This is a genomic window from Candidatus Dependentiae bacterium (assembly GCA_003511165.1).
Lineage (GTDB): Bacteria > Babelota > Babeliae > Babelales > UBA12411 > UBA12411.
This window is the reverse complement of the sequence record DOJW01000003.1, coordinates 1-26,866: the sequence shown is the minus strand read 5'-3', so window position 1 is coordinate 26,866 and position 26,866 is coordinate 1. Positions and strand designations below refer to the sequence as shown.

Below are 26,866 nucleotides of genomic sequence, written 5' to 3'. Positions count from 1 at the left end.
CCTTTCTTTATAAACTATATTAAAGTCGTTTTTATTAGCTAAAATCAGAATATATTTTAACTCTTAGCTAAATGTTCTGCAATCTTATTAACTTTTCCTGCGCCAATGGTCAAAAGCAAATCATCGGGTTGCAAAACATTTCTAACATCTGCTTCAATTTCATCATATGTTGGAAAATAAATGATTTTGATTAGCGGATCTTTTTGAGCTATTGCTTTGGCTAAACGTTCGCTAGTTACTCCGTCTATAGGATCTTCGCTTGCTGGATATATATCTGTTATGTACAAAACATCGATTCCGCTACCTGAAAATGTCTCTACAAAATCATCCCACAGTTTAAATGTTCGACTAAAACGATGTGGCTGGAAAATTGCTACAAGTTTATTTTTTTTCTTAAGTCTTGCAACGGTAAGAGCATTCTTAATCTCTGTAGGATGATGTCCGTAGTCATCGTAAAGCTCTGCACCGTTAAATGTTCCTTTAAATTCAAAACGTCTTTCAACTCCCTTAAAACTTTCGATAGATTTTTCAATCTGCTCAAAAGGAATTTTAAATTCTAAACAAAGTGAAATAGCTGCAAGCGCGTTTAAAACATTATATTTACCAGGAATATTTAATAAAACCTCGCCAAGCTTGATGGACTGATTACCTTCTACATTAAAAGAATGGTGTCGAAGTTTTGATGGATTTTGCAAATAAACATTGAAGCGTGAATAATTTGGTGCAATTTCTAAAATTTCACCCATAACATCCGCATCCGTGGACAAACCATATTTGATTGTTGGAACGTGATTAAGTGGTAAAATTGAACGAACAGAAGCATCATCAATACAAACTATCGCACGACCATAAAAAGGTAATTTTGAAAGGAAACTTTTAAATGTATTTTTAATATCGTCCAAATCTTTATAAGTATCAAGATGTTCAGCATCAATGTTTGTTACTATCGCATAGGTTGGATTAAGATACAAAAAAGACCGATCGCTTTCATCTGCTTCTGCAATCAGTAAATTACTTTTTCCAATCAACGCATTGTTAGAAATATTTTTAAGAATTCCACCTACAACCACCGTTGGAGATTGGCCAACTTCGATCAAGATGTGAGAAATCAAAGATGTTGTAGTTGTTTTACCATGCGCTCCGGAAATCGTAATTCCATTTTTAGCACGCATAAGCTCTGCAAGCATAAGAGCTCGTGGTATTACAGGAATACCCTGCTCTATGGCGCCAACTATTTCAGGATTATCTTTGCGAACAGCAGATGAGTAAACAACAACATCGACATCTTGCAAATGATCCGCTGAGTGCTGATCAAAAACTTCGCATCCCAAATATTTTAAATGGTCCAAAACCTTAGAATCTTTTGACGATAAATCACATCCAGAAACTTTGTATCCTTGCAGGTTTAAAATTTCTGCAATTCCACTCATTCCTATTCCGCCAATTCCTATGAAATGGACATGTTTTTGCTTAAACATTTTATATTCCAAAATAATTTACAAATCGGTCCATCGCTTCTCGTAAAATGTGAGGCTCTCTTGCATAGCAAATTCGAATAAAAGGTGAACCTGTAGGCCCGAAAACACTTCCAGGGACAACGGTTACTTTAGCTTTTTGCAAAATATCTAAACATAAATTGGTAGTTTCTTCTTCTTTAGTTTTAAGAAAAATATAATATGCCGATTTTGGAGATTGATAAGCTACCAAACCTTTATCAACAAGAGGTTTCAAAACTGCATTTGCATAAAGTAAATTGTTATAAACTATTTCTTGCATTGGTTTTGTAAGTTCTGGGTGATTCATCGCATACAAAGCTGCATATTGTGCGATAGATGATGCGCAAACCAAAAGAGAATCTTGAATAGCGCAAGCTGCATTAAGAAGATGTTTAGGAACAACCATATACCCGACTCTCCAACCGCTTAAAGCAAAATTTTTGGAGAATGAACCAGTTCGAATGATAAATGAATGATCTGCAACAAAAGGTGTTACGGAATAAAAAGGTTCGTTTTCAAAAATGAAATCATCATAAACTTCATCAATTAAGAGGTAAATTCCGCGGCTTTCGCAAAAATTTACTAATTCCTTAACAACTTTCTCGGGCAAAATAATTCCTGTTGGGTTGCAAGGATTTGCAATAACAACCATTTTTGTCTTTGGTGTTACTGCTGACTTAAATTTTTCAACATCAAATTCCCACTTTACTTCACCAAAAGATGTTGATTCTTTGAGAAAGCAAGAAACAAATTTGGGATTTGCTTTAGAAACGCGAGCTAAATTTGCATATGCTGGATATGTTGGTTCAGGAAGTAAAACTTCATCATCTGCGTTAAGAAGCATAAGCATCAAAGCTGCGACGGCAGAACTACTTCCATGAGAAACCAAAATCTGATCCATAGAAATATTCACATTGTGCTGCAAGGAAAGAACTTCTGCTATTTTCTCTCTAAGTGGAGTAATACCATAAGTGCTTACGTAATAGTCAGTTTTGTCTGAATTCAAAAGAGATTGTGTATGAGTCTTGATATCAGTAGGAATTCCCCCAACTTTCAAACTACCTTGAGATAAAGATAACACTCCTGGTGTTTGTTGAGCTAACAATTCCATTCTTTTTATTCCAGAAAATTTAACTTCCAACATAGTTTTCTTCTTTATATTTTAAAAGTGAACGATATACTAAAATTTTACCTACAAAAATTAATTTCATAATTTAGCTTTATAAGCTATTTATTTGCAAAATCAAATATAAAAATAAGGTAAAATAAATTTAAAGTTCAAGCAAATTATTAATTGCTTAATTAATTGAAATATAAAAGCTATACATAAAAATAAAAAATTTACGCCTAAAAATTTACAAATAAAATTTAAAGGACCTTCATGAATTCTTGCATATTTATAATACTTGGAGCAACAGGTGATCTTACCAAGAGAAAGCTGATTCCGGCTATCTACAACCTGATAAAGAACAAAAAAATAGATAATTTTGCGATCGTTGGCGCTGCACTTTCGCAAACAACTTCAGAAGAGATTCTTGCACAAGCTGAAAAGTTCATTAAAAATATCGATAAAGACTGCTGGAATAAGCTAAAATCGGTTTTTTATTACAAATCGGTAAATTTTTACAATGAACAAGAATTTTCACACCTTAAAGAACTTATTGAAAAGGTAGAAAATAAACACAAATTACCACAAAACAGACTTTTTTATCTTGCAACTATGCCCGAACATTTTGAAATAATAACTCAAAATTTATCAAAGTGTTGCATCATAAAACCCAAAAAAAACGATTCTTGCAAAGGTTGGACGCGGGTAGTTTACGAAAAACCATTTGGCTATGACTTAGAATCTGCAAAAAAAATTAATAAAACAATTTTGAAAACCTTCAAAAAAGATCAAGTTTTTCGAATAGATCACTACCTAGGCAAAGAATTAGTTGGAAACATATCTTTAGTCAGATTTACCAATCGCGTATTTGAACCGTTATGGAATAATAAAAATATAGATTCGATCCAAATAATTATAAATGAAAAACTCGGTATAGAAAATCGTGGAAAATTCTACGATTCTTGTGGCGCAATAAATGATATGATGCAAAGCCATATGCTACAAGTTTTAAGTTTAATCGCTATGGAAACACCAAAGCAACTAAGCGGAAAATTCATACACAATGCCAAAATAAAAGTATTAAAAAAGATAAAACCATATTCCACTATTTTGGGACAATACCTTGGTTACAGATCAGAAGATGGCGTAAATCCAGATTCAGCCACAGAAACATTCGCAGCTATCGCTCTGCACATTAACAACAAAAGATGGAAAAATGTTCCCTTCTATCTCAAAACAGGAAAGTTTTTAAGTAATAAAGAATCTGCAATTCACATTCGCTTCAAAATGGTAAAATGCTTACTGAGTAAATGCTGTCCTTCCGATTCCAACTATTTAACAATCAAAATACAACCTGATGCAGGATTTTTCCTTGAATTAAACTCAAAAGTTCCTGGAACTAATGAAGTAATTCCTGTAAAAATGGACTTTTGTCATGAATGCCTTTTCGGTCCTAATAGCTTTCAAGCTTATGAAATTTTACTTTCAGATGTGATGTCAGGTGATCAATCTTTCTTTTTGCAAGAAGATGAAATCGAAGAATCCTGGAGAATTGTTCAAGAGATTAAAAAATTATCAGAAAAATTATATTTTTATGAAAAAGAAAGCTCTGGTCCAAAAGAAATTGAAAAATTAGAACCAAATAAAATTGTAAGGTGGAGATCATGAAAATTGGATTAATTGGTTTAGGAAGAATGGGAAGCGCTATCGCTTACCGACTACAAAAAGCAAATATTAATATTTTGGCATTTGACCCATCCGAAAATGCGAAAAATATTGCTGCCGAACTAAAAATAGAATTTTCATCAAAAATAGAAGCAATATCTCAAAAAGTAGATATCATTTGGTTAATGGTTCCTGCTGGTAAAATTGTCGACGAAACAATTGAAAAATTACTACCTCATTTAAAAAAAGATTCAATAATCATCGACGGCGGAAACAGCAACTTTGAAGACTCAATTCGTCGTTATAACTTTCTAAAAAAACATCAAATTAATTTCGTTGATTGCGGAACTTCCGGCGGTTTACACGGCAGAGAAAACGGTTTTTCACTCATGGTCGGCGGCGATCAAAATATTTTTGAAAAGTTAAAACCCATATTTCAAGCAATAACAGCAAAAAATGGTTACGAACATATTGGACCTGCAGGCGCAGGACATTATGTGAAAATGGTACACAATGGAATCGAATACGCACTTTTGCAAGCTTATGGAGAAGGTTTTAATTTATTAAAAAATGGTCATTACAAAAATTTAGATTTAGAAAAAATAGCATCTGTTTGGAATCATGGTTCAATTATCCGATCATGGATTTTAAATTTGTCAGTAGAAATTTTCAAAGAAGACCAAGAACTAAAAAATATTAGTGGTGAAATTGGCGAAAATCTAACCGGTCGCTGGACAGAGCAAGAAGCTGAAAAACAAAATATTCCACTAGACCTGATCAAAAAATCACTTGATATTCGAGAATGGTCAAGAAAATCTGGCGGAAATTATGCAACTAAAGTTGTCGCTATGCTTCGAAATAAATTTGGCGGACATGAAGTTAAAAAACAGGATAAATAATGAAAATAATAGATATCAGTTGGCCAATAAGTGAGCAAACAACTCAATACAAAACTAAAAAAGAAATCAAAATCATACCAACCAAAACATTTGAAAAAGATTATTTTCGAGAAAGCCTAATCACAATAGGTTCCCACAGCGGAACGCATGTCGACTCTCCCGCACATTATTTGCAACACGGTACAACTTTAGACAAAATTCCACTTTCGTCGCTAATCGGGCCAGCAAATGTTTTAGATTTATCGCACATAAACGAAAAGATAACAGCACAAGATTTGGAAAAATTTGAGATAAAAAAAGATGAAATAATTTTACTAAAAACAAAAAATAGCAATAAAGCTGCATTTGAAACGTTTGATCCAAATTTCATTTATCTAAGTACTGATGGTGCACAATTTCTGACAGAAAAAAAAGTAAAAGCGGTTGGAATTGATTATTTAGGAATTGAGAGAAACCAACCCGGACATGAAACTCACAAAATTTTGCTCGAAAAAAATATTTTAATCATAGAAGGTTTAAGATTAAAAGAAGTGAAAAGCGGAAAATATATTTTTACATGTTTACCACTTTTAATAGAAAATATTGAAAGTTCACCCGCAAGAACAATTTTAATGGAAATTAATTTATAAAATCCATTTTATAATCTTCTCTTAAATAAAAACGTACAACTTCCTTTAACTCTACAAACCTTTCAAATCCGTATTTTTTCATCAAAATATCGCAAACTTGTCGAGTTACAAATATTTCACTCAAAAATAAATCTCCTACTTTTATTTCATTAAAAAGCTTAGGTAATAATCTTTTCTCAAGAGATTGCCTTTTAATTTCGTCTATCATTCTTTTTTTTCGATCTTCAATAAATGATGGAGTAAAAAGCTTTGTAACATAAACATCCGTCCTAGTTTCGTCTACTTTCCAAGTATCATTAAAAATTGTTAAAAATCTAAAAAATAAATTCCACTGTTCTATTGATATTTCTGAAAATTGAAATTCCTTTTTCATGCCAAAAGAAGAAGAAAAATCAAAAGCTTTAACATCAGGCAAATCAAAAATTTTTCCATCTTTTAAAACAACTTTAAAAGCATTTAAATCAAAAAAAATAAAAAATCCTAACAAAACCATTTTCAAAAATAATTTCATTTAAACCCCCATTTAAATTTATCATACTTTAATGTATTTATATTCTAATTGAAATTTATACGCAAAATAAATACTTCTTAAAAATTTTACACTTCTGTTTTAATACAAGGTTTATCTAGGATAAAAATAATTTTCTTCAAATCTATTTCTTAATAAAAAAGAATCTATATATATTCAAAATCTGTAATTTTAATAAACACAAAAGGAGTAAAAATGTCATTGAATATAACTAAATTTGCTTTTAGCATAGGAATAACAGCTATTCCTCTAAGATTTTGTATGGATTTTTTTAACTGGCTTACAACTCCACAAGTACAACCAAAAATCCAACTAATCGAGGTAAACTCAAATGGGTATCCAATGCTCGGTATGGTTTTTGATATTTTTGATAGCTCTAAATATCAATATTGGGGAATAGCTTTCAATTATTCACTAATAATTAAATTGTTTTTTTATATCTTTTTGATTTTTATTATTGGATATTCACTTGCTATGTTTTTTGCATGTATTTATAACACACTAATTGCTACGGATAAACCTAACCAATAAAATTTTTCACTGTACTCGCAAACCAAACATTATTTGATTTGTTTTGAGCATAATTTTTTATTAGCTCAACCAAAGGATAAGGCTGTAAATTAACCTCTTCTAGTTTGTTAGTTTCAACCCACAAAAACTCTAAATGTGGCTCCATAGATTCAACTTTGGAAAGAGGAAAATTAGCTGCATCTACTTCAAAAATATGGTTTAGTTCAAAATGTTTCACATTATCTCGACTATAATCATGTTCTATTAAACCAAGATATGATTTTATTTTACATTTTAAATTAGCCTCTTCTTGAAACTCCCTCTTTAGGGCATAAATTAAACTTTCATTACCTTCAACATGTCCCCCTGGCAAAAAAACATATTTACCATTTCGCGACCTAGCAACAAGCAATTTATTATTTTGTAAGATCACACCTCGAACTCGAAGATGAAATTCAAAAACTTCTTTCATTAAATCCCCCCACATTTTAGTTTTCATTTTTTTCAATCACTATCGTAACAGGTCCATCATTTATTAATGATATCTTCATGTGAGCTCCAAAAACACCCTTTTTAACTTTGTCATAAGAATTGCTGAAATCTAAAACAAATTTTTCATAAAGATTTTTTGCGTCTACTGATGACATCGCTTCAAAAAAAGAAGGTCTATTTCCTTTAGTTGCATCTCCATACAAAGTAAATTGTGAAATAAGCAAAATTTCAAAATTATTATCAATTACACTTTTGTTCATTAAGCCATTTTCATCATCAAATATTCGCAAGTTTTTAATTTTATTTATAAACCAATCAAAAAGCTTTTCATCATCTCCTTTTTTTAAACCAACAAACACCAATAAACCTGTATCAATTTTTGCAATTAAATTACCTTCAACTTCAACCGAGGCGGATAAAACTTTTTGAACAACTATTTTCATAAAAATTCCTTTAAATAAAAAACTTAATCTGATAGTTTATACAAAATTTTAATCTAATATTTAAACTAAATGTTTTAAGGAGTAGTGATGATAAAAAATAAAAAATTCTTAATTTTAATGAAGCTTACCTTAGGTATTTCTTTAATCCAAGCAACACCACCAGCTTATGAAGCCCTTACAGAAAATTTACCTTATTCTATTTATGCAAAAATAAATTTTACAAAAGCAGATGGCAGTATTGCTGAAGTTGGTAAATATGCATTTTCAGCAAGAAAACAAATTTTAATATGCTCATCAATTAAACTTGGTGAAGAAAATAAAATTTTTATTTATAATTCAGACAATTTTTCAGCTCCACTTCAAACTATCAATACCGGACAAACTACAAGCGATCTACAAATTTCACCTTTAGGTGATAAAATACTCCAAAATAATGAATTTGGAGATTTAAAAATATGGAGATTTAATGCAGAACAAAATCAATACACTTTATGTTTTAATAACGAAAATCATTGTATATTTGCAAGCACAAAAGATTTAAATACTATTGCAACCGCAAAAATCAGTCAAAATCAAACAACCTTAAAAATCTGGCTATTCAATGTGCATACTTCGAGGTATGAATCGCATGACACAAAAACTTTTGATTTTATAGCAAGTTCTCTTGCTGTATCTCCAAACAAATCTATTCTCATAAGTAACACAATTAAAAAAGAAATAACTATCCTAATAACCCGAGAAAATAGCTATACCGCACAAACAATTAATTATCACGATTGGCTGTTATTTGGATTTGTTATGACTGATTCTAAAATTGCAGCCTTAAACGGAGCAAATAATTCAATTGTCATTTATAATAAAAACGAAGAAACAAACATTTTCGAACATTTTTTAACAGTTGAATTAGAAGCGTTTCAAATAAATCTTCGTCAAATTCCACTTCCAATTTTGAGCATTGAAAACCATGATCTTATTATAAAAAATGGTAGAACTTATTTACGATATCCAGGAATTTTAGAAGACTTAGTTGATTGCTATTAAAAATATTAAAACAAAAATAAATAAAAAAGGCGTTGNNCAACGCCTTTTTTATTTATTTTTGATAAAATTTAGCGAGATTTTTTTAAAGCCTTTAACCAAGATTTTGCATATTTCTTAGCAGCTCTTCGTGATAAACCAAATCCTCTAACATGAACTATCATTCTATCTAAATTTGATTCAAGATCTTTTGTTAAATCTATTGAAATCCCACAGAAGCTATTTGCAGGTGCTTTAAAATTTTCCATAGGCTGTGCAAATGCTAATTTAAATCCGAATGGATCTCGAACTTTAAATACTTTGTGCCCCCAAGGAGTATCTTTTAGACCTTCGATGATTTGAACACCTTTAGTCTTGCAACGCTCAAAATATTTTTCAATTCCTTTTTTCATTTCAAAATATGCACCGGAAGATCTATTAGCCAAATGTTTTATTTGACTAAATTCTACCATCTCTTCAACGGTGGGAGTAAGCAACATCAAAGTGGCTTTTCCCTTTTTCAGTTCGGCATAATTCAAAGAATGACCTTCTTTTGATAATCCTATACTTACGATATCAAAAGACAATTTATCGGTATAAAATTTAACAGCAACTGCAACAGAATCTACAATTAAAACTGGGCTGGCAGACTTCATCATAGACAACCTCTCTCCTTTTTTACAAAAACGAACTTAAAACGTTAAGCGCTTTTTGCGGAGGTTTTTGCTAAATCTGCAACTTTTTTTGCAACTCGGCTAATTTTTCTTATAGCTGTATTTTTTTTAAGCAATCCCTTTCCGCTAGCTCTTGATATTTTAGATTCTACTTCTTTAAGTAAAGTTTTTGCAAGATTTACATCTTTTGCTTCTATTGCATCGAGAACTTTGCTATAAGATGTCTTTAAATCCGACTTTCTAGATAGATTTACTACTCTATGAACTAAACTTTGTTTTGCTTTTTTCTTAGCAGATTTTATATTTGCCATTTAAAATGCCCTTACCAAATATTCAAAACTTTAAAATTAAACTACTTTTTCAACTTTTCCAGCTTTTACACATTTTGTGCAAACAGCGCCTCTGAAAACATTACTTTGTCCACGAAATCTGTATCTGATTACATGAACATTGGGAAATAGAAGCCGTTTTGTTCTATTTTTAGCGTGACTCACTAAGTTACCAACCTGCGGACGCTTGTCACAAATTACACAAATATTTGCCATGATTTTTATATCCTTTCTTTCCTATACTCAAAAGTTATCTCTAGATTGTAGCAAAAAGATTAAATTTTTCAAAATTCGATTTTTAAGAAAAAACCTCAGTTTTTAAGTAATTCTTTGAATTTTGGAGCTAAAGTTTTATTGGAAGCAAGACAAGAAACAAAATTTATGTCGATTGTATCTTTATCAAACTCACTTATGACACCCCCCGCTTCTCTAATTAAAATTATTCCAGCGGCTATATCCCACCAATAAACATACTTAATAACAGCTGCATCCAGCCTACCAGCTGCTACGTATGCCAAATCTAAGCTCGCAGATCCAAATTTTCGAATTGAAGAACAAATCTTTGTCTGCAATGTTTTTACAATATCTTGAAAAGCTAAACAATTTCTTTGTTCGCAAGGTACAGCCATAGAAACTAAAGATTTTTCAATCTCCGTCCTATTTTTTACCATTATTTTTTCATCGTTTAAAAAAGCTCCTTGTCCCAAAGAAGCAAAAAACATCTCGTTTGTACAAGGATTATAAGTAATTCCCAAAACAGGCTCCATTTTATATGTTAATGCTACATTAACAGCAAAATGAGGAAATCCGTAGGCAAAATTGGTAGTTCCATCTATCGGATCGATTACCCAAACCCAATCAATTTCTCCACTGCGATAAGAATTCGATGTTTCTTCCGCCACAAAAGAAGCTTGTGGCAACAAATTTGATAATTTTTCTATCAAAAAAGTTTCACATGCAAGATCTACCTCAGTAGCAAAGCTTCCATCTTTTTTGTATGTATAAACATGCTTTTTATTAATAAAAGTCAAAAGAATGTCACCAGCTTCTCTTACTATCTGCTTTAACGCTTCTACAAACTCTTTTTTTAAAAAAATATCATTCATTTTCTATAAATTTTCTTAACACTCAAGACCTTCTACTCTAGCAAAGCTTTTATTTAAATCTTGAGGCATTTCGACCTCAACTATTTCATAAACATCTTTTGCCATCAAAGTTTCTTTTTCTACCAAACTCTTAGCCAATTTATCCAATTTATTTTTATTATCAATAAGAATCTTCTTCATCTTTTCATAATTCTCATGCATAATTTTTGAAACTTGCTCATCGATCTTTTGAGCCGTTCCTTCTGAATACTCTTTGCCATATTCATCTTGCTTCACCATCGCAACAGGACCAAGATCTGACATACCAAAAAGACATACCATATCGCGCGCTATTTTTGTAGCAACTCTTAAATCTTGTGCAGCGCCAGAGGTTACATTTTCAACGCCGTAAATAATTTCTTCCGCTATTCTTCCCGCCAAACAAACTTTAATTTCGGATATAAATTGCAATTGTGAATGAGATGTTTCATCCCCCTCTGGCAAATACCAAGTAACACCCAAAGTGCCGCCTCGTGAAAGAATTGTAACTTTATGCAAAGGATGAAATTTGGAAGCTAAAATCATAGCTAAAGCATGACCGGCTTCATGATAAGCGGTCATAAGAAGCTCTTCTTGTGTTCGAGTAAGACTCTTCCTCTCTGCTCCGACCATTATCTTATCTCTTGCAACTTCAAAATCATTCATATCAATAAGTTCTTTATTTTGTTTTGAAGCGATGAGGGCGGCTTCATTGATTAAATTTGCAAGATCGGCGCCACTAAATCTAGGAGTACCTCGAGCAATTTTATTAAAATCTACGTCATCGGCAAGTTTTACATTTTTAGCATGAATCTTTAAAATTTGTTCTCTGCTTACCAAATCTGGATAAGGAACTTCAACTTTTCTATCGAATCTTCCAGGACGCATCAAAGCTTTATCCAAAATGTCTGATCTGTTAGTTGCAGCCAAAACTATAACTTCACCAGGCTCCGTTGCAAATCCATCCATTTCAGATAATAACTGGTTTAATGTTTGTTCTCGCTCATCATTTCCGCCGCCAATTCCAACACCACGATGTCTACCAACAGCATCAATTTCATCTATAAAAACAATACAAGGAGCATGTTTTCTTGCTTGGGCAAAAAGATCTCTTACCCTTGAAGCTCCAACTCCCACAAAAACTTCCATAAAATCTGATCCGCTAACACTGAAAAATGGACAATTTGCTTCTCCTGCCACAGCTTTTGCAAGCATAGTTTTTCCATTTCCCGGCGCTCCAGTCAAAAGAATTCCTCTAGGAATTTTAGCACCAATTTTTTTGAACTTTGTAGGTTCTTTCAAAAAATCTACAATATCGCGCAAATCTTCTTTTGCTTCTTCGACTCCAGCAACATCCTTAAATTTTATTTTGATTTCATTTGGATAAAAGAATCTAGCTTTACTTTTGCCAATGTTAAAAATTTTACCGCCACCAGAAGATTGATTATCTCGCTTTGAGAAAAATATAAAAAATCCAAAAATTAAAAGTGGCAAAATAAGAGTCAAAAATAGAAAAACCCAGCCCGCTGTCTGACTCGTTTCAGAAGATAACACTTTTACTTGTACTTTTTTATCTACAAGCTTATCCCATAAAGTATCACTAGGTATTACAACTACATCAAAATTGGTAACTTTTTTTACCTGTCCCTCTTTTTTAAAATTAACAGGAGTTTTAAAAGCGCCTTGGACATGATTTGATTTGATCAAAACAGATTCGATATTCCCTTTATCTACCTGCTCAACAAACTCGGAATAATCTATCGATTCCATAGTTTTGTTTACCTGATTAAACCAAATCAAATAACTAAAAAATATGCCTAAAAGAACTAAAACTAGCCAAAAAGAATTATTTTTTTTGTTTCCACCAGGCTTCTTTTTCATATCAAAATTAAACTTCATGAAATCTCCCACCAATTAATACTACTAGTAATCCAATAAAACGTTTTAATTGAAAAATAAAATAAACTTTAAATTCTAAAAAATAAGGAAAAAGCAGTATAACAAATAAATTTTTAAGATAAAACCTTTTCTAAAATACTCAATTTTGGAAAGCTTTTTGTATCTTTGCCATCAGTTAACACATGTGTATTTTTGCTTGCTATATTTAAAACTGCTATTTGCATTGTTCTATTTTTTTTAGAACTATCAGGACATCTATACGAGAAATAAATATAATCTCCATTATCAGCAACGCATGGATCTTGCTTATCACCCTTTCCAAAGGTCAATTGTTCTTCCTTTATAGATTTTTTATCCAAATCATTTAAATCCATAGTAAAAAGCTGGAAAATTCCGTCGACTACCTTTGTATAAACTATTGAATTTCGCTCGTTACAATAAGAAGGTGCGGCACTATAAGAACCTTTTGTTAATCTTCTAACTTTATTTGTCTTCATATCCATATGATAAATTTGAGGTATTCCAATCTCAAAATCAGAACAAAAAATAAGATTCCCATTTGGCAAGTAGATTGGGGAGACATTATTTCCGCTATTTTTTGTGATCTGTTTATAAGCTCTCTTTTTTAATTTTTCACTTTCATCTTTATCAAAAAGATATATTTCTGAATTTCCTGTTTTTGCAAGACACAAAGCAACTTTCTTACCATCTTGAGATACTGAAGGCTGCATATTTAATCCGTCAAAATCGCAGACTATTTTGTGCTTATTAGTTTTTAAATCTGCTGCAATCAAATAACTTTTTGAAGGCATTAATTTCGTATAAAACAAAATAGGTGACGATTGATGCCAGGTCGGAACTGAATTTATTCCTTTCCCCGATACAAGTTCATGAGCTCCATTACCGCGATAATCAGAAATCATTATAACTTTATGCCACTGCGAAATAAACTTACAATAAACAAGCTGCTGCATAAATATTCCTTTTTTCCCGGTTAATACTTCCATGATATTATTTGAAATATTATGCCCTAGCCACACTAAATCTTTTCTCTTACCTTCAAAAACATTTTCAAACTCTGTCGCATTCGAATAATTATTCTTGATAACAATCTTTATTTTTAAACTATCAATTTTTGAATCCTGAAAACTTTGCAAATAAAAGCTATAATCGCTTTGCTCTTTTTCAAACAAAACAAAATGCTCTTTTTGATCAAAAATTCTATCCGACTTTTTCAATGCAAATTCAAAAACATCCGTAATTTTAAGATCATCTTCAATTACTTGAACCATCTTTGCCAAATTTTCATCGTCATTTAAACAAAAAATAAAACATTTCGATTTCCCTGCTTGTGCGGAAAAATCTTTTCCCTCAAAATATGTTTTTTTTATTGAATCACTTTGTTTAATCTGATCATTATCAGCCGCATAAAAAGAAGTTGTAAAACAAGATGCAAAAATAATAACTTTTAAAAATTTTAAACTCATGCCAAATCTCCACCTATGCTAATTTTTCCTTTTTTATTTCTATTAAATACCAAGAACATTTCTCGCCCACAAATATCAGGATAATCTTTTGCAAAATCAATTTGTCTCAAAGCTCTGATGATAGCAACCTGATCTACTTTTGTACCAACGTTTTTAGGGAAATTTATATCATTTACTTTACCATCAGAGCAAACTAAAAATTTAACCGGCATATTAAATTCTCTAAATAAACGTACCGCGCGAAGCTTGCCTCCAAACTCTTTTGAAAATCTCTCTGCGGTTGCAAAATCTATATTCTCCCCCTCGATGTTAACACCCAAGTCTTCTTCTCTTCCCAAAATTGGTTTGCTTGAACTTCCGATACCTTCAGAAGAAACTTCCGCTTCAACAGCTGTCGGATCTTCTTGAGAAGTAATATCTGCAACTTCTTGTTTAATCTCTTCTTTTTGCGGCTTAATATCTTCTTGCAAAGGTTTAACGTCTTCTGTTTTCTGTTCTATTTTTTTGATTTCTTCTTTTTCAGCAGTCTCAATTTTTTTAACTTCTTCACTTTTCGCTTGTGATTGTTTTTCTTTTTTATGCAGTTCTTTTTTTTCAGCGTCTAACATTTTTTGCTCTTCAAGCAATACTTGCTTTTGTTGTTTAACAATTTTTTTATTTTTAGCTATTTTACCTGAAAACTCATCCACAAAATTTGCTTTTTTTGCAACTCTAATTTTTGTTTTTTGTGCAACTTTAATAGTTTTAGGCACAAATTTTTTTGTTACCTTACTAGAAATTTTTTTGTTTAAAGCAAATCGACGTTTTCGTTTTTTTGAAAAATCTACTAAAGCGATAGACTTCAAATGTTTTCGCGAAGCCCAAAATCTTGTAGATGTTGCATCACCTTTTATAAAAATTCTGACAGGAGATCGCTCCTTTAAAATGAAGCTTGCAAAAACTAAAATAAAAATATGTAGTAGAAAAGAATATAAAATAATTCTTAAATTCAGTTCATTCTTCATCTAAATTTGCCTATACAGCACTTTTTGTAGACAAAACAACAACCTTTGTAACACCCTTTAACTCATCGATAAGGGAAACAACTTGCCCATAAGATAGAGCTTTATCCGCTTCTACATAAACTGGAGTATCAACATTTCCGCCCAAAGCCTCCCTCACCATGTTAGTTAATTCTGCTTTTTTTACAGGATTACTATTAAAAAAAAGTTCATGATTTTTGGTTATTGAAACAATGTATTCTTGTTGATGTGAAGCTTCTCTGCTTTTTCCAAAAGGCAAATCAACTTTTACATTATTTTGCACCATAGGTGCAGTAACTATAAAAATAATCAACAAAGTTAAAGCAGTATCGATAAGAGGTGTAAGCATTATCTCCGGAATGCTGATCGGTTTAATTTTTCTTTTCTGACGCTTGAACATAAAATATTCCTTTTATTTAGAAAAAGTTTGTTTTATTTTCAAGAAAAAAAAGTCTGCTATATCTATAAATTCTTGCTCTAATCTTCTATGTTTGCTTACAAAGTAATGAAAAAATATCATAGCGGGAATAGCAACTACCAAACCAACAAGAGTTACGATCAAAGCTTCTGCAATACCAGGAGCAACTGTTGCAATATCGGCAACTTTTTCATGACTAATATTTATAAATGCGTGGATCAACCCCCAGACAGTTCCAAAAAGTCCTATCAGCGGACCTGCTGTCATACTCGTAGAAAGAAATGTTAAATATTTTTCTGATTCGTAATTAATATCAGATAATGAATGGTCTAAAACTTCACTAAAATCTTCCAAATCTTCTTGAGTTAAAGTTACTTTATTTGTTGGAATTTTTTCACTGTTTAACAGTTCAGATTCTGCAGATTTTATTTTGCTTTCTATAATTTTTCGAAGTTCAAGTAAATTCTCTTCCAAGAATTTTCCGCTCAAAGTTTCTTCAAACTCTTTTCGCAGCGAAATAAGCTCATTGAAATCTCTTATATGCTTGATTTTAAATTTCAAAACTTTTACAGCAGCAAGTTCATTTTTGTAAAAAAAATATTTAATAATAAAAATAGCAAGACAAATTACAGAAACTACAAGCAATGCTATTAATATCAATTTTGAAAATTTATCAGTCTGTGCGACAAGTTCCCACGCAGAAGATTTAAAAACATTTAACATTATAAAGCCCTCTCTAAATTTATTTAATACTACTCAAGCAAAAATTGGTTTAAATTGATGCCCCAAATTTTAAGAATTATTCAAATTTCTCAATTTGAAATTCAGTATACGAAAAATAAAATTTTAAATGAATGCTTTGTTTAATCTAGTAGCTTTAAGCCATATATTTATTCTTTTTTTAAAATCAGTTTTTTTAATTCTTCTTTATCTTTTATCCCCTCATCGATTTGAATTTCATAAGCTTTTTTCAAAAGTTCGCCCATTTCCTTCCCAGGAGATATAACATCCATTAAATCTCGCCCGTGCAAAACTGGAACTTCTGGTTTATTTTCAACAAAAGCTTCTTTTGCTTTTTGCATAAACTTTTCAAAAATTTCTTCTTGTCCCGCTAGAGGCAAATCACTTTTTGCATTTCTTCCGCGAGAATCCGCCATTTGCAGTAATGCAAGTTGCCTTAAATTTGTTTGAGGCGAAAGTTTTAGAGCTAACCTTTTGTAAGCTTTCAAGCTTGAATTTTGCTCAACAAATTCCCAAGGCAAAAGATGATAAAGAACGAGTTTTTCAACCGCCTTTATCATTTCATAATCTTCGGTAAATCTTTTCATGAAAGGCTGCACCATCTCACTCCCTATTTTTTCATGTCCAATTGAACGCAAATCTTCAGTCGTAGCAATAGGTTTTCCAAAATCATGGCAAAGTGCAGCAAAAAGCATGGTTAACTTTTCTTTTTCACTTTCATATTTATCAGACATTGCAGCGGCATCTAAAGCCTGCATAGTATGTTCAAAAACATTCCCTTCTGGATGATGATCGCTACGTTGCTGCACAGAAACAAGTGCAAAAACTTCTGGCATTATTTCTTTTAATCTTCCAATTTTTTTTAACCATCGTATTCCAAGAGATGGTCGCCGGGATTTCAAAAAAAGCTTGCACAATTCTTCAAAAATTCTCTCCCGCGCAATTTCGCTAAGATCTATTTTTTTACAAATCTCATTTAACTCTCCGTCAGGCTCCATCTCAAACCGACCAACAAACTGCATCACGCGAAAAAAACGCAGTGGATCATCCAAAAACAAAACGTTGTCAATAGCTTTTAACTTTTTATTTTTTAAATCTTCAAAACCTTCAAAAGGATCTAGAACTTCTATTTGTTCTTGAGCATTTTTTTCGGTCAAAAATTTCAAATCAATCGCCATCGCATTTATCGTCAAATCTCGACGCTTACATGCATCTTTTAAAGTCATATAAGGATCAAAAATAACAAGTGGTTTTCGCCCTTTACTATCTTGGCGTGGAATAGACCAATCAACATCGACATTTTCAAGCCGCAGAACTCCAAACTGCTTGCCAACCAATTTTACAAAACCAAATTTTTCTAAAACATTTTGAAAATCTTCAAGCGGCAGCTTATGTACTTCTATATCCAAATCTTTTAGTGGTTTGTTTAAAATCAAATCACGAACACTCCCACCAACTAAATAAGCAACTCCACCTTCTTTATAAATTGTTTTCAAAACCGAAACTAATTTTTCATTATTTTTTAAGAAATCAAATCTCTTAACATCGATAAATGTGCTCATCAAAACTTTCCTATTATTTTCTAATTTAATCTTTTTATTAACACACAAAAAATGTTACCATTTTTTTTTAATCAAAAACAAAATCATTGGCAAAAATAAAAACTACGAAAAGGAAATTATGGAACTTTTTTATCCTGTTCAACTATTAGCAAATTGGATAACGTTCAATCTTTTACATCTTGAGCAAAACTCTTTAATCGCAGAAGCTGTTAACTTTTTTATCTTTGACTCTATAAAAATATTATTATTATTAACATTCATCATTTTTATTACGTCAATAGTCAGATCATTTTTTCCCCCACAAAAAATAAAAGCTCTTTTATCCAGCAATAAAAGTATTTTAAATTTCATAATTGCAGGTTTACTTGGAATTATTACACCGTTTTGCACTTGCAGCGCAATTCCCCTTTTTATGGGTTTTATAGAAGTTGGAATACCGCTTGGAGTAACTTTTTCTTTTTTAATAGCATCTCCAATGATTAACGAAGTTGCACTTGTGCTACTTTTAGGATTGTTTGGATGGAAAACAGCATTAACTTATGCACTTAGCGGATTAACAATCGCGGTCGGTTCTGGATTAATTATAGAAAAACTAAAGCTCGAACATTTACTAAATTTCAAGACAGATTCCAAACAAAATTTTGGCCCACAAAACCAAACTTTATCGTTTATCAAGCGTATAAAATTTGCTCAAACTTATACGTTAAATATTTTAAAAAATGTATGGGGTTACGTAATTCTAGGAATAGGGGTTGGTGCGTTTATTCACGGCTACGTTCCAACAGATTTTTTGACTACTTATGCAGATAAAACCAAATGGTATGCCGTTCCATTAGCAACTTTAATAGGCATACCACTTTACTCAAACGCTGCGGGAGTGATTCCTATAGTTTCAGTTTTAACTCAAAAAGGTGTTTCGATAGGCACAACTTTAGCATTTATGATGGCGATTACTGGACTTTCCTTACCAGAATTTATGATTTTAAGAAAAATAATGAAAACAAAACTTTTGATAATATTTGCTTCTACTGTTGGATTAGGAATTATGATCACTGGTTATTTTTTCAATATTTTCTTAGGAAACTAAAACCCAGCAAAATTTGTCAAAAAATAATACTTCTACTATTTTCTATAAAATCATATAAATAATTTGTTTAAAAACTTTAACGTAAAGAAAAATTCAATGAAAAAAATATTCTTATTTTTAACCCTTTTGCTTTTGATTACCGGAAATAAATGTAATGCCATGCTTTCAGCAAGAGCTTTTCCTGTAAGAGAATCTTCTTCGAATGTAGTAATATCTGATCAATTATGCGAAAAAACAGTACAACATTTCTTTGAAAATCGAACATTTCAATTACAATATTTTTACTTCTTTGCACACTATATTATAGACCTAGAAGCAACATCGCCTCTAGAAAGAGATATTATGCTAGGATGGGATGACCCAAAAGAAATCAAAAAGGTTTCAATGATTCTAAAAATAACAGAAACCAATATTCAAATAATTCAAGATGTCTTTCATGACATTTTTATCCTACTTACCGACTACAACAGGTGCAAACTGTATAAAAAAACACATACAGAGTTTACAAATTATGAGATGTTTAAAAAATTCGACAACAATACTCAAGAATTTGAAGTCATTAGTAAGGACGAATTTAATGAATACCGCCGCAAGTCATCTACACCATATCTAGAAGAGCTCGGGCGTGATCGCATTATTGCTGTAATGCTAGCAAACGCCATAAAAACAGTTTATTATAGAGCAATGGAAAAAACAGGGTAATATTTAGAAAATACCTATGAAAAAGTTTTTTTTATTTTTAATTTTTTTAACATCAACAAACAATTGTCATGCTGGCGGTTTTTTAAGTAAATCTATCGAAGAAAAAGCACAAACTTTAGTAGCTGATCTGATTTATCAAAGGGAAGCTCAAGAAATATTAAACACTTACAAAAATTCTCCTATTTTTTTACAAATAGTCTGTAACGAACTAAGATTTTTAATAAATCATATAAAAGAATCCAACGATAAATGCGCAAGAAAAGAATTATTTGAACAAAAATTAAATCCACAATTTCATGAAATTGTTTTAGCATATCCAGCAAGTTCAAATACACATTTGATGTTATTCATAAATAAAGACATTACTTATAAAATTCAATTTTTGTTTGAACAAGAATTAAAGGAAACTCTTGGGCAAATGCCATCTTCTTTTATATATTTTAACCCAGGAAATCCTCAAGTTGTATTAATAAATTTACAAATCTCCAAGCAAGATAAAGAACAAATATTATTAAAAGTTGCTTCACATTTTTTAGAAATATTACAAAACAAAATCCTAAATATTCGAGTCTAAAAGCATAAATACTTTAAGTTTCGATTTTCATTTAAAAAATGCTAAAATAAGTCCTGTTTTGTACAACTTAACCAAAATAAAAAAGGAATTATTATGCAGCCAACTTGGCTATCATTACTTCCACCCTTCATAGTTTTAGTATCCGCATTTATCACAAAAAAAATAGTACGCTCTCTTATTTTTGGAATTTTTGCAGCAGGCTTGATCGCAACCAATTTTTCAGTTATCGATTCAATAAAACTTGTTCTTATAAAAATGTGGAACAATTCCGAAATAGGATTACTTTCTTCCTGGTCAAGTTTTTGGGGAAGCTCCAGTCTTTTTATTTATAGCTTTTTAATAATTGTTGGAATACTTATAACATTGATAGCGCATAGCGGAGGCGCTTTTGCCTACAGCAATTTAATGAAAAAGAAAATAAAAAATGTAGAAGCTGCAGAAACTGCCACATTTTTTCTCTCCAGCTCACTTTTCATCGATGATTATTTCAATAGCCTTACGGTTGGATCTGTAATGCATTCGCTCACAGATGCTTTTAGAATTCCGCGTGTAAAACTTGCATTTTTAGTTGACTCGATGGCAGCACCGCTTTGCATTCTTTCACCAATTTCAAGCTGGGCCGGTTTCATTTTAATGCAAATGCAAAAATCAGGAATATCTACATCCACAGCAAATAATTCAAATCTTATCAACGCACAACCATTTTATGTTTATTTGCACACGCTTCCATATGTTTTTTACTCTATCATTTTGATCGCTTCAGTATTTTTCATAATTCGTCGCAAAATCTCTTTTGGCTCAATGCGCAAATATGAAGAATCTGCAAAAAAAACTGGAAATTTATTTGGTAATAGTAAAGAACTAAAAAATGAAATGCCTCTTGTAAAAGAAGCTAACAAAAAAAATAGCAACGCAATAGATATGTTTTTGCCAATTTTGATGTTAATTGGCGCAGTCTTTTTGAGCATGCTATTTTGTGGTAATTTTTATCTGTTTGGCGGGAGCAACTCATTTCTTAATGCATTGCAAAACATTAATTCTTCTAAAGCATTATTTTTAGGCGGCTTATTCACAGTCGTTGTTACAACTTTATTTTTTTTAATTCGCAAAAAAATTAACATCTCTTCACTTCCTTCAATTTGCAAAGAGGGAACGGTTTTAATGTTCTCATCAATTATCATTTTGATTTTGGCTTGGACGTTCGGAGACATTTTAAGCAAAAATCTAGAAACCGGCGTGTATCTTGCACAAAATCTTATCAGCTCAGTTGATATTCGGTTTTTACCATTTTTATTTTTCTTAACCGGTGCTATCACATCATTTTCGACAGGTTCATCATGGGGCGCAATGGCAATTTTACTACCGATTGCGATGCCTATGTTAATATCATTTTCGCATGCAACAACCCCTGCTGAAGTTACAAATATTATTGGAATATTTCCAACACTTGGTGCGATACTAGCCGGTGCCGTCTTCGGCGATCATACATCACCAGTTGCAGTCACATCTATCATGTCTGCAAAAAGTTCCGGGTGTCATTTAATGGATCATATTCAAACACAGCTCACTTATGCTCTACCAGTTTTTATAGGTACATCTATTGCATTTTTATTTGCTGGATTTTTGAACAATTTATCTTATAGTGCGAACCTTGCAATATCTCTTGGAAGCGGAATCATAATAAGTTTTACAATTTTGGCAATTCGAAATTGGATGCAAAAAAAATAATTTTACTAGCTTTAAAACACAAAAAAAGAGCAGCATTTGTAGCTGCTCTTTTTTTGTAAACTGGATGAATTTAACTTTTCACTTATTCTAACGAAACTTTATATAAATTATAATAATCAATGACCCAAAAACTAACCCAATTCTTTTCATATTTAACAATCACAATGTCACAAGAACTGTTTGTATCTACAACATTTATACTTTCTATAGGCCCTGCTTCTTTGTATGTCTGAAAAGTTTGCTGAATAATGCAAGGAACATAACAAACAATATCAATAAAATTAGAATCGTGTGCGTAAACATCAACTTTTTCGGTTCTGACAAATTCTACAGGTTTTAAAAAATCAAAACTTCCAGCAATTCTAAACTGAGGAAACGCTCTTACAACAACAACTTTACCATTTTCACGCAAAGTTAAAGATAAATTCATTACATCATCATGTTTTTCATGTTTAAAATGCAAATTCCATTCTTTTGTTTGACCTACATTCAAATCACAAGTACAAAGATGGCCTACGGTTGCAGCACCAATATTTATCGAAAAAAATAAAGCACCTAAAACAAATCGCGTAAATTTCATATATTTCTCCTAAATTTAGACAACAAAAAAGGGGCTATTTTTATAGCCCCTAAAATAAATTAAATTTAATTTATCTGTGCAACTGACAGAAAGGCAAAAGAGCCATTGCTCTTGCGACTTTAATCTCAGCTGAAAGTTCTCTTTGATGAAAAGAACAATTTCCTGAAACTCTTGAAGGTAGAATTTTACCACGTTCTGTGATAAAACTTCTTAACAAATTAATGTTCTTATAATCAAGTGATCGTTCTTGTTCTCTATTTGCACAAAATCTGCAAGTTTTTGGACCTGCAAAAGCTTTTTTACGAACTTTTCTTTTTCTAAGTAATCTGGAACTAACTTTTAATTTCAACTTTGACATATCATCTTCCTTCTATTAATTTTCCATTTCTAAATCATCATCAGAATCAGCGGCTCTAGAATCATCAAAACTTGGTGTTCTTACTGTACCAATTGGATCTGGCTTTTGATACTCCAAAGAAACGCCTTCTTTTAATCTTCTAGTTACATAACGCATGACAACATCATTGAATTTAATTTTGAAGAAAGATTCAATATCTTTCAAAGTTCCAACCACAACATCGTGCGGAAGAGTAAAACGAATTAAAAAGTAAACACCATATTCTTGTTTTTTAACAGGGAATGATAAATAATATTTTCCCCATTTGTCAAAAGAAATGAATTCACCTTTAGCACCAGAAACAAGCGATTTAAAGTACTCTTGCAATTTCAGCTCGTCATCGCTTCCAATATTTGGATTAGCAAGAATTAATACCTCATATCTCAACATAAAAAGGTTCTCCTAAACAAATTAAACAGTTACTAATAAATTTGTGTGGAAAAAAGGAGATAGCAGCAGGCCTTTTAAGCAGGTTAGCCACTAACGGTACCTTTTACACAAAAATGTCAAAATTACGCTTTATATTACTATGAAAAATATGATTTTACAAATCATTATTTTGGAAAGGAATTAGGCCAACTTTAAACCATAAACGCCGCCAAAACAAAACACCCAAAATGTATTTTACACATTTTGGGTGTTTCTATAAATTCGATATGAATTTAATTATTCAAATTGTTGATATCTGTGAATTACTTTTCCAACAATTCTTACATGATCTTTACCGCGAACAAGAGCTATCGGAGGTTGTTTGTGATTTACAGCTTCTAAGACTATAAAATCATCCATATAAGTAACTTTCATTATGGTTCTTATAGGATTATCATTTCCGTACTCTATTGCTGCTACGTCGCCGGATCTTGTCCACTCTTCTGGAGAAACTATCAATAAATCACCTTTAACAAAGTTTGGTGCCATTGAGTTGTTTTCTACACAAAGACAAAACATTGAATCGTCATCTTTGTTGAAAACTGGTACAAAAATATCTTTAAATCCAGTTGTGACTTGCATAATTTGGTTATTGTATGGAGAAGGAATTGAAGGAATGTCTCCCATAACAGGAACAACTTTAAGTCTCAAATCTACGTTTGTAGATTCAGGCATTGTAACATTCTTATCAACATCATCGGTTCGAGTCTTTCTCTCTGCAAAAAGATCTACAGGGTGAATTTCAAATGCACATGCAAGTTTCTTGAGTGCATCTTCGTTCCATCTTCTGGTTCCATTTTTTATATGAGTTAAATAACTTTCAGACATGCCGGTTTTTTCTGCCAAAACCTTAGTCGTCCAGCTTCTCTCTCTGAGTAACTCTCTTACTCTTAATCCTATTGATGACATATTTGCCTCCTAAAAACTAATAAAAACATCAAAAATTCCGAATTTGTACTATATATAAAATAGTATGATTTTTGCTATACTTTCAAAGTTACATAAAAAATATATCGTGTCAAATAGAAAAAATGTGAAAATACAGCATGAAAACATTGAATTTTCAAAAAAAACGCAATTTTTATGAAAAAACAGCTTGGGCAAATGAAAATTTTGTTTGCGGAGTTGATGAAGTTGGGCGCGGATGTTTAGCCGGACCGGTTATTGTCGCGGCTGTTATTTTGCCACAAAACGCTTCTCATAAACTTCTAAAGGATTCCAAACAGATGACTGAAGATGAACGAAATGCGGCTTTCGAATGGATAATACAAAATTGTTATTTTTCTACAGCAGCTATAAACCACAGAACCATCGATAACATAAATATTTATCAGGCAACATTGCACGCTATGCATAAATCAGTAATTCAACTTTTTAGCATCATTCCACAGCAAATATTTCAAAAAACACAGTTTTTACTTATCGATGCTATGCCCCTACAAATTTCAGATTCTGCAAAGCCACAAATTCTAGAAACTTATCACTTCAACTACGGCGAAAGCTTGTCAAAATCAATTGCAGCTGCTTCTATCGTTGCAAAAGTAACTCGTGATAGATTAATGAACGAATTTGATCAAAATTTTCCTGGATTTTATTTTTCTGACCACAAAGGATACGCAACATCCAAACATTATGAAGCTTTGAATAATAATCAAAAATCAATTATTCATCGCGACTCATTTCTCAAAAATTTCGAAAAAATCAAAGAAAATCAGCAAAATCTGTTTTAATAAATTTAAAATACATCAAAAACCCACAATTTTTGCATACCCCCCCCTCGTTGCAATTATAATTTATTAAGCTATGATTGTTTATACCGTAAATTCAATTAGTATATAAATATAGAAAAATGGAGTTATTTATGAAAAATATGTCAAAAATCGTTAAATTCGCATTGCTTGGATCTGTTTTGATTGCAAGCACAATGAATGCTTTGCCTTTTAAATTAGAAAACGGAGAAACTTTTGATATCAATAATACACTAATACAAAAATCTCAAATGTTAAAAAGTATGATTGAAGTTTCAGATGCTCAGGAAGACGCAATTACTTTACCAAATATCACACTCCAACAAATGAATTTGTTAATGCCCTGCTGGGTAATTGCAAATCCAAGGCATACCGAGACTGAATTAGCAACTAAAATAAAAAACTATCCATTAGAACAACAAAGGCAACTTTTACTTGCGGTTGACTTCTTAAATATTCCACAAATCCGCGATGAAACAATTAAACAAATAAGTAACTCTACAGAATTAATAGAAAGATTTAAACAAAATCCCGAATCTTTTATTGAATCTGAAGAATTCAATACTGCAACAAATTTTTTACCACATGATTTATTGAAGCAACTTACAAAAAATTCTAATTTTTACTGCTTCCTTAACGATTTAGAAATAGCGGGACATACTATTCAGAGATGCTTCAGCTTCTAACGGTGTAATTATTGCTGAATTAGACGATTATACTTACAAAATTTTGACTATAAATCCTGACAATAGTTTATCTAGTCCTCAACCTTTAGAAATAGAGGGACATACTATTAGAGGTGCTAAAGCTGAAAACGGTGTAATTGTTGCTAAATTAGAAGATAATACTTGGAGAGTTTTGACTATAAATCCTGACAATAGTTTATCTAGTCCTCAACCTTTAGGAATAGCAGGACATCCTATTAGATATACTTCAGTTTCTAACGGTGTAATCTTTGCTGAATTAGACGATTATACTTACAAAATTTTGACTATAAATCCTGACAATAGTTTATCTAATCCTCAACCTTTAGAAATAGCGGGACATACTATTCAATATGCTTCAACTGAAAACGGTGTAATTGTTGCTAGATTAGAAGATAATACCTTCAGATATTGGACTATAAATCCTGACAATAGCCTACAACCTTTAGAAATAGCGGGACATACTATTAAATTTGCTAATATTTATGACCGTGTAATTATTGCTACATTAGAAGATCATACTACAAGAGCTTGGACTATTAATCCTGACAACAGCCTACAACCTCTAGAAATAGCGGGACATACTATTAGAGGTGCTTCAGCTTCTAACGGTGTAATTGTTGCTACATTAGACGATTTTACTTACAGATATTGGACTATTAATCCTGACAACAGCCTACAACCTCTAGAAATAGCGGGACATACTATTATAAATGCTTCAGCTTCTAACGGTGTAATTGTTGCTAGATTAGAAGATAATACTTACAAAATTTTGACTATAAATCCTGACAAGACTTTATCTAGTCCTCAACCTTTAGAAATAGCAGGACATACTATTACAAAAGCTTCAGCTTCTAACGGTGTAATTTTTAC

Annotated in this window: 31 protein-coding genes; 12 read left to right on the top strand and 19 right to left on the bottom strand. The window is 31.6% G+C overall.

Annotated elements, in window-relative coordinates:
* Positions 1-56: 56 nt before the first annotated feature.
* Positions 57-1,478 (bottom strand): UDP-N-acetylmuramate--L-alanine ligase, encoded by a 1,422-nt coding sequence (locus DEA20_01580; GenBank protein ID HBS47871.1) that lies wholly within the window; start codon positions 1,476-1,478, stop codon positions 57-59.
* A 1-nt stretch (position 1,479) separates the two neighbouring features.
* Positions 1,480-2,640: a hypothetical protein gene (locus tag DEA20_01575; GenBank protein HBS47870.1), complete on the bottom strand. Its 1,161-nt coding sequence runs from the start codon at positions 2,638-2,640 to the stop codon at positions 1,480-1,482.
* Positions 2,641-2,877: 237 nt separating this feature from the next.
* On the opposite strand from DEA20_01575, the gene zwf reads away from it, so the two are divergent.
* From zwf to DEA20_01560, 3 genes are read left to right on the top strand one after another with little or no spacing between them, the layout of a single operon-like run.
* Positions 2,878-4,272 (top strand): glucose-6-phosphate dehydrogenase, encoded by a 1,395-nt coding sequence (gene zwf, locus DEA20_01570; protein HBS47869.1) that lies wholly within the window; start codon positions 2,878-2,880, stop codon positions 4,270-4,272.
* Complete coding sequence (gene gnd / locus DEA20_01565; GenBank protein HBS47868.1) at positions 4,269-5,168, top strand: decarboxylating 6-phosphogluconate dehydrogenase; 900 nt, start codon at positions 4,269-4,271, stop codon at positions 5,166-5,168. Before zwf ends, gnd begins: the two co-directional genes overlap by 4 nt.
* A complete protein-coding gene (locus DEA20_01560; GenBank protein ID HBS47867.1) occupies positions 5,168-5,797 on the top strand; it encodes a cyclase in 630 nt (209 codons plus the stop codon). The genes gnd and DEA20_01560 overlap by 1 nt, the downstream gene beginning before the upstream one ends.
* Here the strand turns inward: DEA20_01560 and DEA20_01555 are convergent.
* Positions 5,787-6,308 carry a hypothetical protein gene (locus DEA20_01555; GenBank protein HBS47866.1) on the bottom strand — a complete coding sequence of 174 codons (522 nt, stop codon included), beginning with the start codon at positions 6,306-6,308 and terminating at the stop codon, positions 5,787-5,789. The two genes, DEA20_01560 and DEA20_01555, sit on opposite strands and share 11 nt — an antisense overlap.
* Before the next feature lie 213 nt (positions 6,309-6,521).
* Here DEA20_01555 and DEA20_01550 point away from each other — a divergent pair, with 213 nt between their 5' ends.
* Entirely contained in the window at positions 6,522-6,857 is a 336-nt protein-coding gene (locus tag DEA20_01550; GenBank protein HBS47865.1) for a hypothetical protein, read from the top strand.
* Here DEA20_01550 and DEA20_01545 read toward each other — a convergent pair.
* Positions 6,847-7,335, bottom strand: a complete 489-nt coding sequence (locus DEA20_01545; GenBank protein ID HBS47864.1) for an NUDIX hydrolase — start codon at positions 7,333-7,335, stop codon at positions 6,847-6,849. The two genes, DEA20_01550 and DEA20_01545, sit on opposite strands and share 11 nt — an antisense overlap.
* Positions 7,325-7,771, bottom strand: coding sequence for a D-tyrosyl-tRNA(Tyr) deacylase (locus DEA20_01540; protein ID HBS47863.1), 447 nt, complete (start codon positions 7,769-7,771; stop codon positions 7,325-7,327). Before DEA20_01540 ends, DEA20_01545 begins: the two co-directional genes overlap by 11 nt.
* Before the next feature lie 87 nt (positions 7,772-7,858).
* On the opposite strand from DEA20_01540, the gene DEA20_01535 reads away from it, so the two are divergent.
* Positions 7,859-8,812, top strand: a complete 954-nt coding sequence (locus DEA20_01535) for a hypothetical protein (protein ID HBS47862.1) — start codon at positions 7,859-7,861, stop codon at positions 8,810-8,812.
* Between the two features lie 68 nt (positions 8,813-8,880).
* Here the strand turns inward: DEA20_01535 and DEA20_01530 are convergent, their stop codons facing one another.
* The 10 genes from DEA20_01530 to DEA20_01485 form a co-directional block, all read right to left on the bottom strand.
* Positions 8,881-9,447 carry a hypothetical protein gene (locus DEA20_01530; GenBank protein HBS47861.1) on the bottom strand — a complete coding sequence of 189 codons (567 nt, stop codon included), beginning with the start codon at positions 9,445-9,447 and terminating at the stop codon, positions 8,881-8,883.
* Positions 9,448-9,488: 41 nt separating this feature from the next.
* Entirely contained in the window at positions 9,489-9,773 is a 285-nt protein-coding gene (locus tag DEA20_01525) for a 30S ribosomal protein S20 (GenBank protein ID HBS47860.1), read from the bottom strand.
* Positions 9,774-9,809: 36 nt separating this feature from the next.
* Positions 9,810-10,007, bottom strand: coding sequence for a 50S ribosomal protein L28 (rpmB, locus tag DEA20_01520; GenBank protein HBS47859.1), 198 nt, complete (start codon positions 10,005-10,007; stop codon positions 9,810-9,812).
* Positions 10,008-10,102: 95 nt separating this feature from the next.
* Positions 10,103-10,897, bottom strand: a complete 795-nt coding sequence (locus tag DEA20_01515; protein HBS47858.1) for a hypothetical protein — start codon at positions 10,895-10,897, stop codon at positions 10,103-10,105.
* A gap of 15 nt (positions 10,898-10,912) precedes the next feature.
* The gene (locus tag DEA20_01510) at positions 10,913-12,796 is read right to left on the bottom strand and encodes a hypothetical protein (protein ID HBS47857.1); all 1,884 of its coding nucleotides are present in this window, start codon (positions 12,794-12,796) and stop codon (positions 10,913-10,915) included.
* Between the two features lie 131 nt (positions 12,797-12,927).
* Positions 12,928-14,301 (bottom strand): hypothetical protein, encoded by a 1,374-nt coding sequence (locus tag DEA20_01505; protein HBS47856.1) that lies wholly within the window; start codon positions 14,299-14,301, stop codon positions 12,928-12,930.
* Complete coding sequence (locus DEA20_01500) at positions 14,298-15,305, bottom strand: hypothetical protein (GenBank protein ID HBS47855.1); 1,008 nt, start codon at positions 15,303-15,305, stop codon at positions 14,298-14,300. The genes DEA20_01505 and DEA20_01500 overlap by 4 nt, the downstream gene beginning before the upstream one ends.
* 10 nt (positions 15,306-15,315) lie before the next feature.
* Positions 15,316-15,723 carry a hypothetical protein gene (locus DEA20_01495; GenBank protein HBS47854.1) on the bottom strand — a complete coding sequence of 136 codons (408 nt, stop codon included), beginning with the start codon at positions 15,721-15,723 and terminating at the stop codon, positions 15,316-15,318.
* Between the two features lie 12 nt (positions 15,724-15,735).
* Entirely contained in the window at positions 15,736-16,464 is a 729-nt protein-coding gene (locus tag DEA20_01490) for a hypothetical protein (GenBank protein ID HBS47853.1), read from the bottom strand.
* Between the two features lie 167 nt (positions 16,465-16,631).
* Positions 16,632-18,044 carry a polynucleotide adenylyltransferase gene (locus DEA20_01485; GenBank protein HBS47852.1) on the bottom strand — a complete coding sequence of 471 codons (1,413 nt, stop codon included), beginning with the start codon at positions 18,042-18,044 and terminating at the stop codon, positions 16,632-16,634.
* Positions 18,045-18,162: 118 nt separating this feature from the next.
* Here DEA20_01485 and DEA20_01480 point away from each other — a divergent pair, with 118 nt between their 5' ends.
* The 4 genes from DEA20_01480 to DEA20_01465 all read left to right on the top strand — a co-directional run bounded on the left by DEA20_01480 (position 18,163) and on the right by DEA20_01465 (position 22,135).
* Positions 18,163-19,131, top strand: coding sequence for a hypothetical protein (locus tag DEA20_01480; protein ID HBS47851.1), 969 nt, complete (start codon positions 18,163-18,165; stop codon positions 19,129-19,131).
* Between the two features lie 96 nt (positions 19,132-19,227).
* Positions 19,228-19,833 (top strand): hypothetical protein, encoded by a 606-nt coding sequence (locus DEA20_01475; GenBank protein ID HBS47850.1) that lies wholly within the window; start codon positions 19,228-19,230, stop codon positions 19,831-19,833.
* 16 nt (positions 19,834-19,849) lie between these two features.
* Positions 19,850-20,407: a hypothetical protein gene (locus DEA20_01470; GenBank protein HBS47849.1), complete on the top strand. Its 558-nt coding sequence runs from the start codon at positions 19,850-19,852 to the stop codon at positions 20,405-20,407.
* Positions 20,408-20,500: 93 nt separating this feature from the next.
* The gene (locus DEA20_01465) at positions 20,501-22,135 is read left to right on the top strand and encodes a hypothetical protein (protein HBS47848.1); all 1,635 of its coding nucleotides are present in this window, start codon (positions 20,501-20,503) and stop codon (positions 22,133-22,135) included.
* 82 nt (positions 22,136-22,217) lie between these two features.
* Here DEA20_01465 and DEA20_01460 read toward each other — a convergent pair whose 3' ends face one another.
* The 4 genes from DEA20_01460 to DEA20_01445 all read right to left on the bottom strand — a co-directional run bounded on the left by DEA20_01460 (position 22,218) and on the right by DEA20_01445 (position 24,450).
* Positions 22,218-22,715, bottom strand: a complete 498-nt coding sequence (locus DEA20_01460) for a hypothetical protein (GenBank protein ID HBS47847.1) — start codon at positions 22,713-22,715, stop codon at positions 22,218-22,220.
* A gap of 70 nt (positions 22,716-22,785) precedes the next feature.
* Positions 22,786-23,073 carry a 30S ribosomal protein S18 gene (gene rpsR / locus DEA20_01455; protein ID HBS47846.1) on the bottom strand — a complete coding sequence of 96 codons (288 nt, stop codon included), beginning with the start codon at positions 23,071-23,073 and terminating at the stop codon, positions 22,786-22,788.
* 15 nt (positions 23,074-23,088) lie between these two features.
* Positions 23,089-23,502 carry a hypothetical protein gene (locus DEA20_01450; protein HBS47845.1) on the bottom strand — a complete coding sequence of 138 codons (414 nt, stop codon included), beginning with the start codon at positions 23,500-23,502 and terminating at the stop codon, positions 23,089-23,091.
* A gap of 276 nt (positions 23,503-23,778) precedes the next feature.
* Positions 23,779-24,450, bottom strand: a complete 672-nt coding sequence (locus DEA20_01445) for a hypothetical protein (protein ID HBS47844.1) — start codon at positions 24,448-24,450, stop codon at positions 23,779-23,781.
* 137 nt (positions 24,451-24,587) lie between these two features.
* On the opposite strand from DEA20_01445, the gene DEA20_01440 reads away from it, so the two are divergent.
* From DEA20_01440 to DEA20_01430, 3 genes are all read left to right on the top strand, one after another.
* A complete protein-coding gene (locus tag DEA20_01440) occupies positions 24,588-25,271 on the top strand; it encodes a ribonuclease HII (protein ID HBS47843.1) in 684 nt (227 codons plus the stop codon).
* Between the two features lie 131 nt (positions 25,272-25,402).
* A complete protein-coding gene (locus DEA20_01435) occupies positions 25,403-25,975 on the top strand; it encodes a hypothetical protein (GenBank protein ID HBS47842.1) in 573 nt (190 codons plus the stop codon).
* A 43-nt stretch (positions 25,976-26,018) separates the two neighbouring features.
* The coding region (locus tag DEA20_01430) for a hypothetical protein (protein HBS47841.1) at positions 26,019-26,866 on the top strand (848 nt) is incomplete at its 3' end.

Bases quoted from the DNA above. Each gene is read 5' to 3' on its own strand.
- DEA20_01580 (HBS47871.1), bottom strand. From the start codon at position 1,478: ATGTTTAAGCAAAAACATGTCCATTTCATAGGAATTGGCGGAATAGGA.
- DEA20_01575 (HBS47870.1), bottom strand. From the start codon at position 2,640: ATGTTGGAAGTTAAATTTTCTGGAATAAAAAGAATGGAATTGTTAGCT.
- zwf (HBS47869.1), top strand. From the start codon at position 2,878: ATGAATTCTTGCATATTTATAATACTTGGAGCAACAGGTGATCTTACC.
- gnd (HBS47868.1), top strand. From the start codon at position 4,269: ATGAAAATTGGATTAATTGGTTTAGGAAGAATGGGAAGCGCTATCGCT.
- DEA20_01560 (HBS47867.1), top strand. From the start codon at position 5,168: ATGAAAATAATAGATATCAGTTGGCCAATAAGTGAGCAAACAACTCAA.
- DEA20_01555 (HBS47866.1), bottom strand. From the start codon at position 6,308: ATGAAATTATTTTTGAAAATGGTTTTGTTAGGATTTTTTATTTTTTTT.
- DEA20_01550 (HBS47865.1), top strand. From the start codon at position 6,522: ATGTCATTGAATATAACTAAATTTGCTTTTAGCATAGGAATAACAGCT.
- DEA20_01545 (HBS47864.1), bottom strand. From the start codon at position 7,335: ATGAAAACTAAAATGTGGGGGGATTTAATGAAAGAAGTTTTTGAATTT.
- DEA20_01540 (HBS47863.1), bottom strand. From the start codon at position 7,771: ATGAAAATAGTTGTTCAAAAAGTTTTATCCGCCTCGGTTGAAGTTGAA.
- DEA20_01535 (HBS47862.1), top strand. From the start codon at position 7,859: ATGATAAAAAATAAAAAATTCTTAATTTTAATGAAGCTTACCTTAGGT.
- DEA20_01530 (HBS47861.1), bottom strand. From the start codon at position 9,447: ATGATGAAGTCTGCCAGCCCAGTTTTAATTGTAGATTCTGTTGCAGTT.
- DEA20_01525 (HBS47860.1), bottom strand. From the start codon at position 9,773: ATGGCAAATATAAAATCTGCTAAGAAAAAAGCAAAACAAAGTTTAGTT.
- rpmB (HBS47859.1), bottom strand. From the start codon at position 10,007: ATGGCAAATATTTGTGTAATTTGTGACAAGCGTCCGCAGGTTGGTAAC.
- DEA20_01515 (HBS47858.1), bottom strand. From the start codon at position 10,897: ATGAATGATATTTTTTTAAAAAAAGAGTTTGTAGAAGCGTTAAAGCAG.
- DEA20_01510 (HBS47857.1), bottom strand. From the start codon at position 12,796: ATGAAAAAGAAGCCTGGTGGAAACAAAAAAAATAATTCTTTTTGGCTA.
- DEA20_01505 (HBS47856.1), bottom strand. From the start codon at position 14,301: ATGAGTTTAAAATTTTTAAAAGTTATTATTTTTGCATCTTGTTTTACA.
- DEA20_01500 (HBS47855.1), bottom strand. From the start codon at position 15,305: ATGAAGAATGAACTGAATTTAAGAATTATTTTATATTCTTTTCTACTA.
- DEA20_01495 (HBS47854.1), bottom strand. From the start codon at position 15,723: ATGTTCAAGCGTCAGAAAAGAAAAATTAAACCGATCAGCATTCCGGAG.
- DEA20_01490 (HBS47853.1), bottom strand. From the start codon at position 16,464: ATGTTAAATGTTTTTAAATCTTCTGCGTGGGAACTTGTCGCACAGACT.
- DEA20_01485 (HBS47852.1), bottom strand. From the start codon at position 18,044: ATGAGCACATTTATCGATGTTAAGAGATTTGATTTCTTAAAAAATAAT.
- DEA20_01480 (HBS47851.1), top strand. From the start codon at position 18,163: ATGGAACTTTTTTATCCTGTTCAACTATTAGCAAATTGGATAACGTTC.
- DEA20_01475 (HBS47850.1), top strand. From the start codon at position 19,228: ATGAAAAAAATATTCTTATTTTTAACCCTTTTGCTTTTGATTACCGGA.
- DEA20_01470 (HBS47849.1), top strand. From the start codon at position 19,850: ATGAAAAAGTTTTTTTTATTTTTAATTTTTTTAACATCAACAAACAAT.
- DEA20_01465 (HBS47848.1), top strand. From the start codon at position 20,501: ATGCAGCCAACTTGGCTATCATTACTTCCACCCTTCATAGTTTTAGTA.
- DEA20_01460 (HBS47847.1), bottom strand. From the start codon at position 22,715: ATGAAATTTACGCGATTTGTTTTAGGTGCTTTATTTTTTTCGATAAAT.
- rpsR (HBS47846.1), bottom strand. From the start codon at position 23,073: ATGTCAAAGTTGAAATTAAAAGTTAGTTCCAGATTACTTAGAAAAAGA.
- DEA20_01450 (HBS47845.1), bottom strand. From the start codon at position 23,502: ATGTTGAGATATGAGGTATTAATTCTTGCTAATCCAAATATTGGAAGC.
- DEA20_01445 (HBS47844.1), bottom strand. From the start codon at position 24,450: ATGTCATCAATAGGATTAAGAGTAAGAGAGTTACTCAGAGAGAGAAGC.
- DEA20_01440 (HBS47843.1), top strand. From the start codon at position 24,588: ATGAAAACATTGAATTTTCAAAAAAAACGCAATTTTTATGAAAAAACA.
- DEA20_01435 (HBS47842.1), top strand. From the start codon at position 25,403: ATGAAAAATATGTCAAAAATCGTTAAATTCGCATTGCTTGGATCTGTT.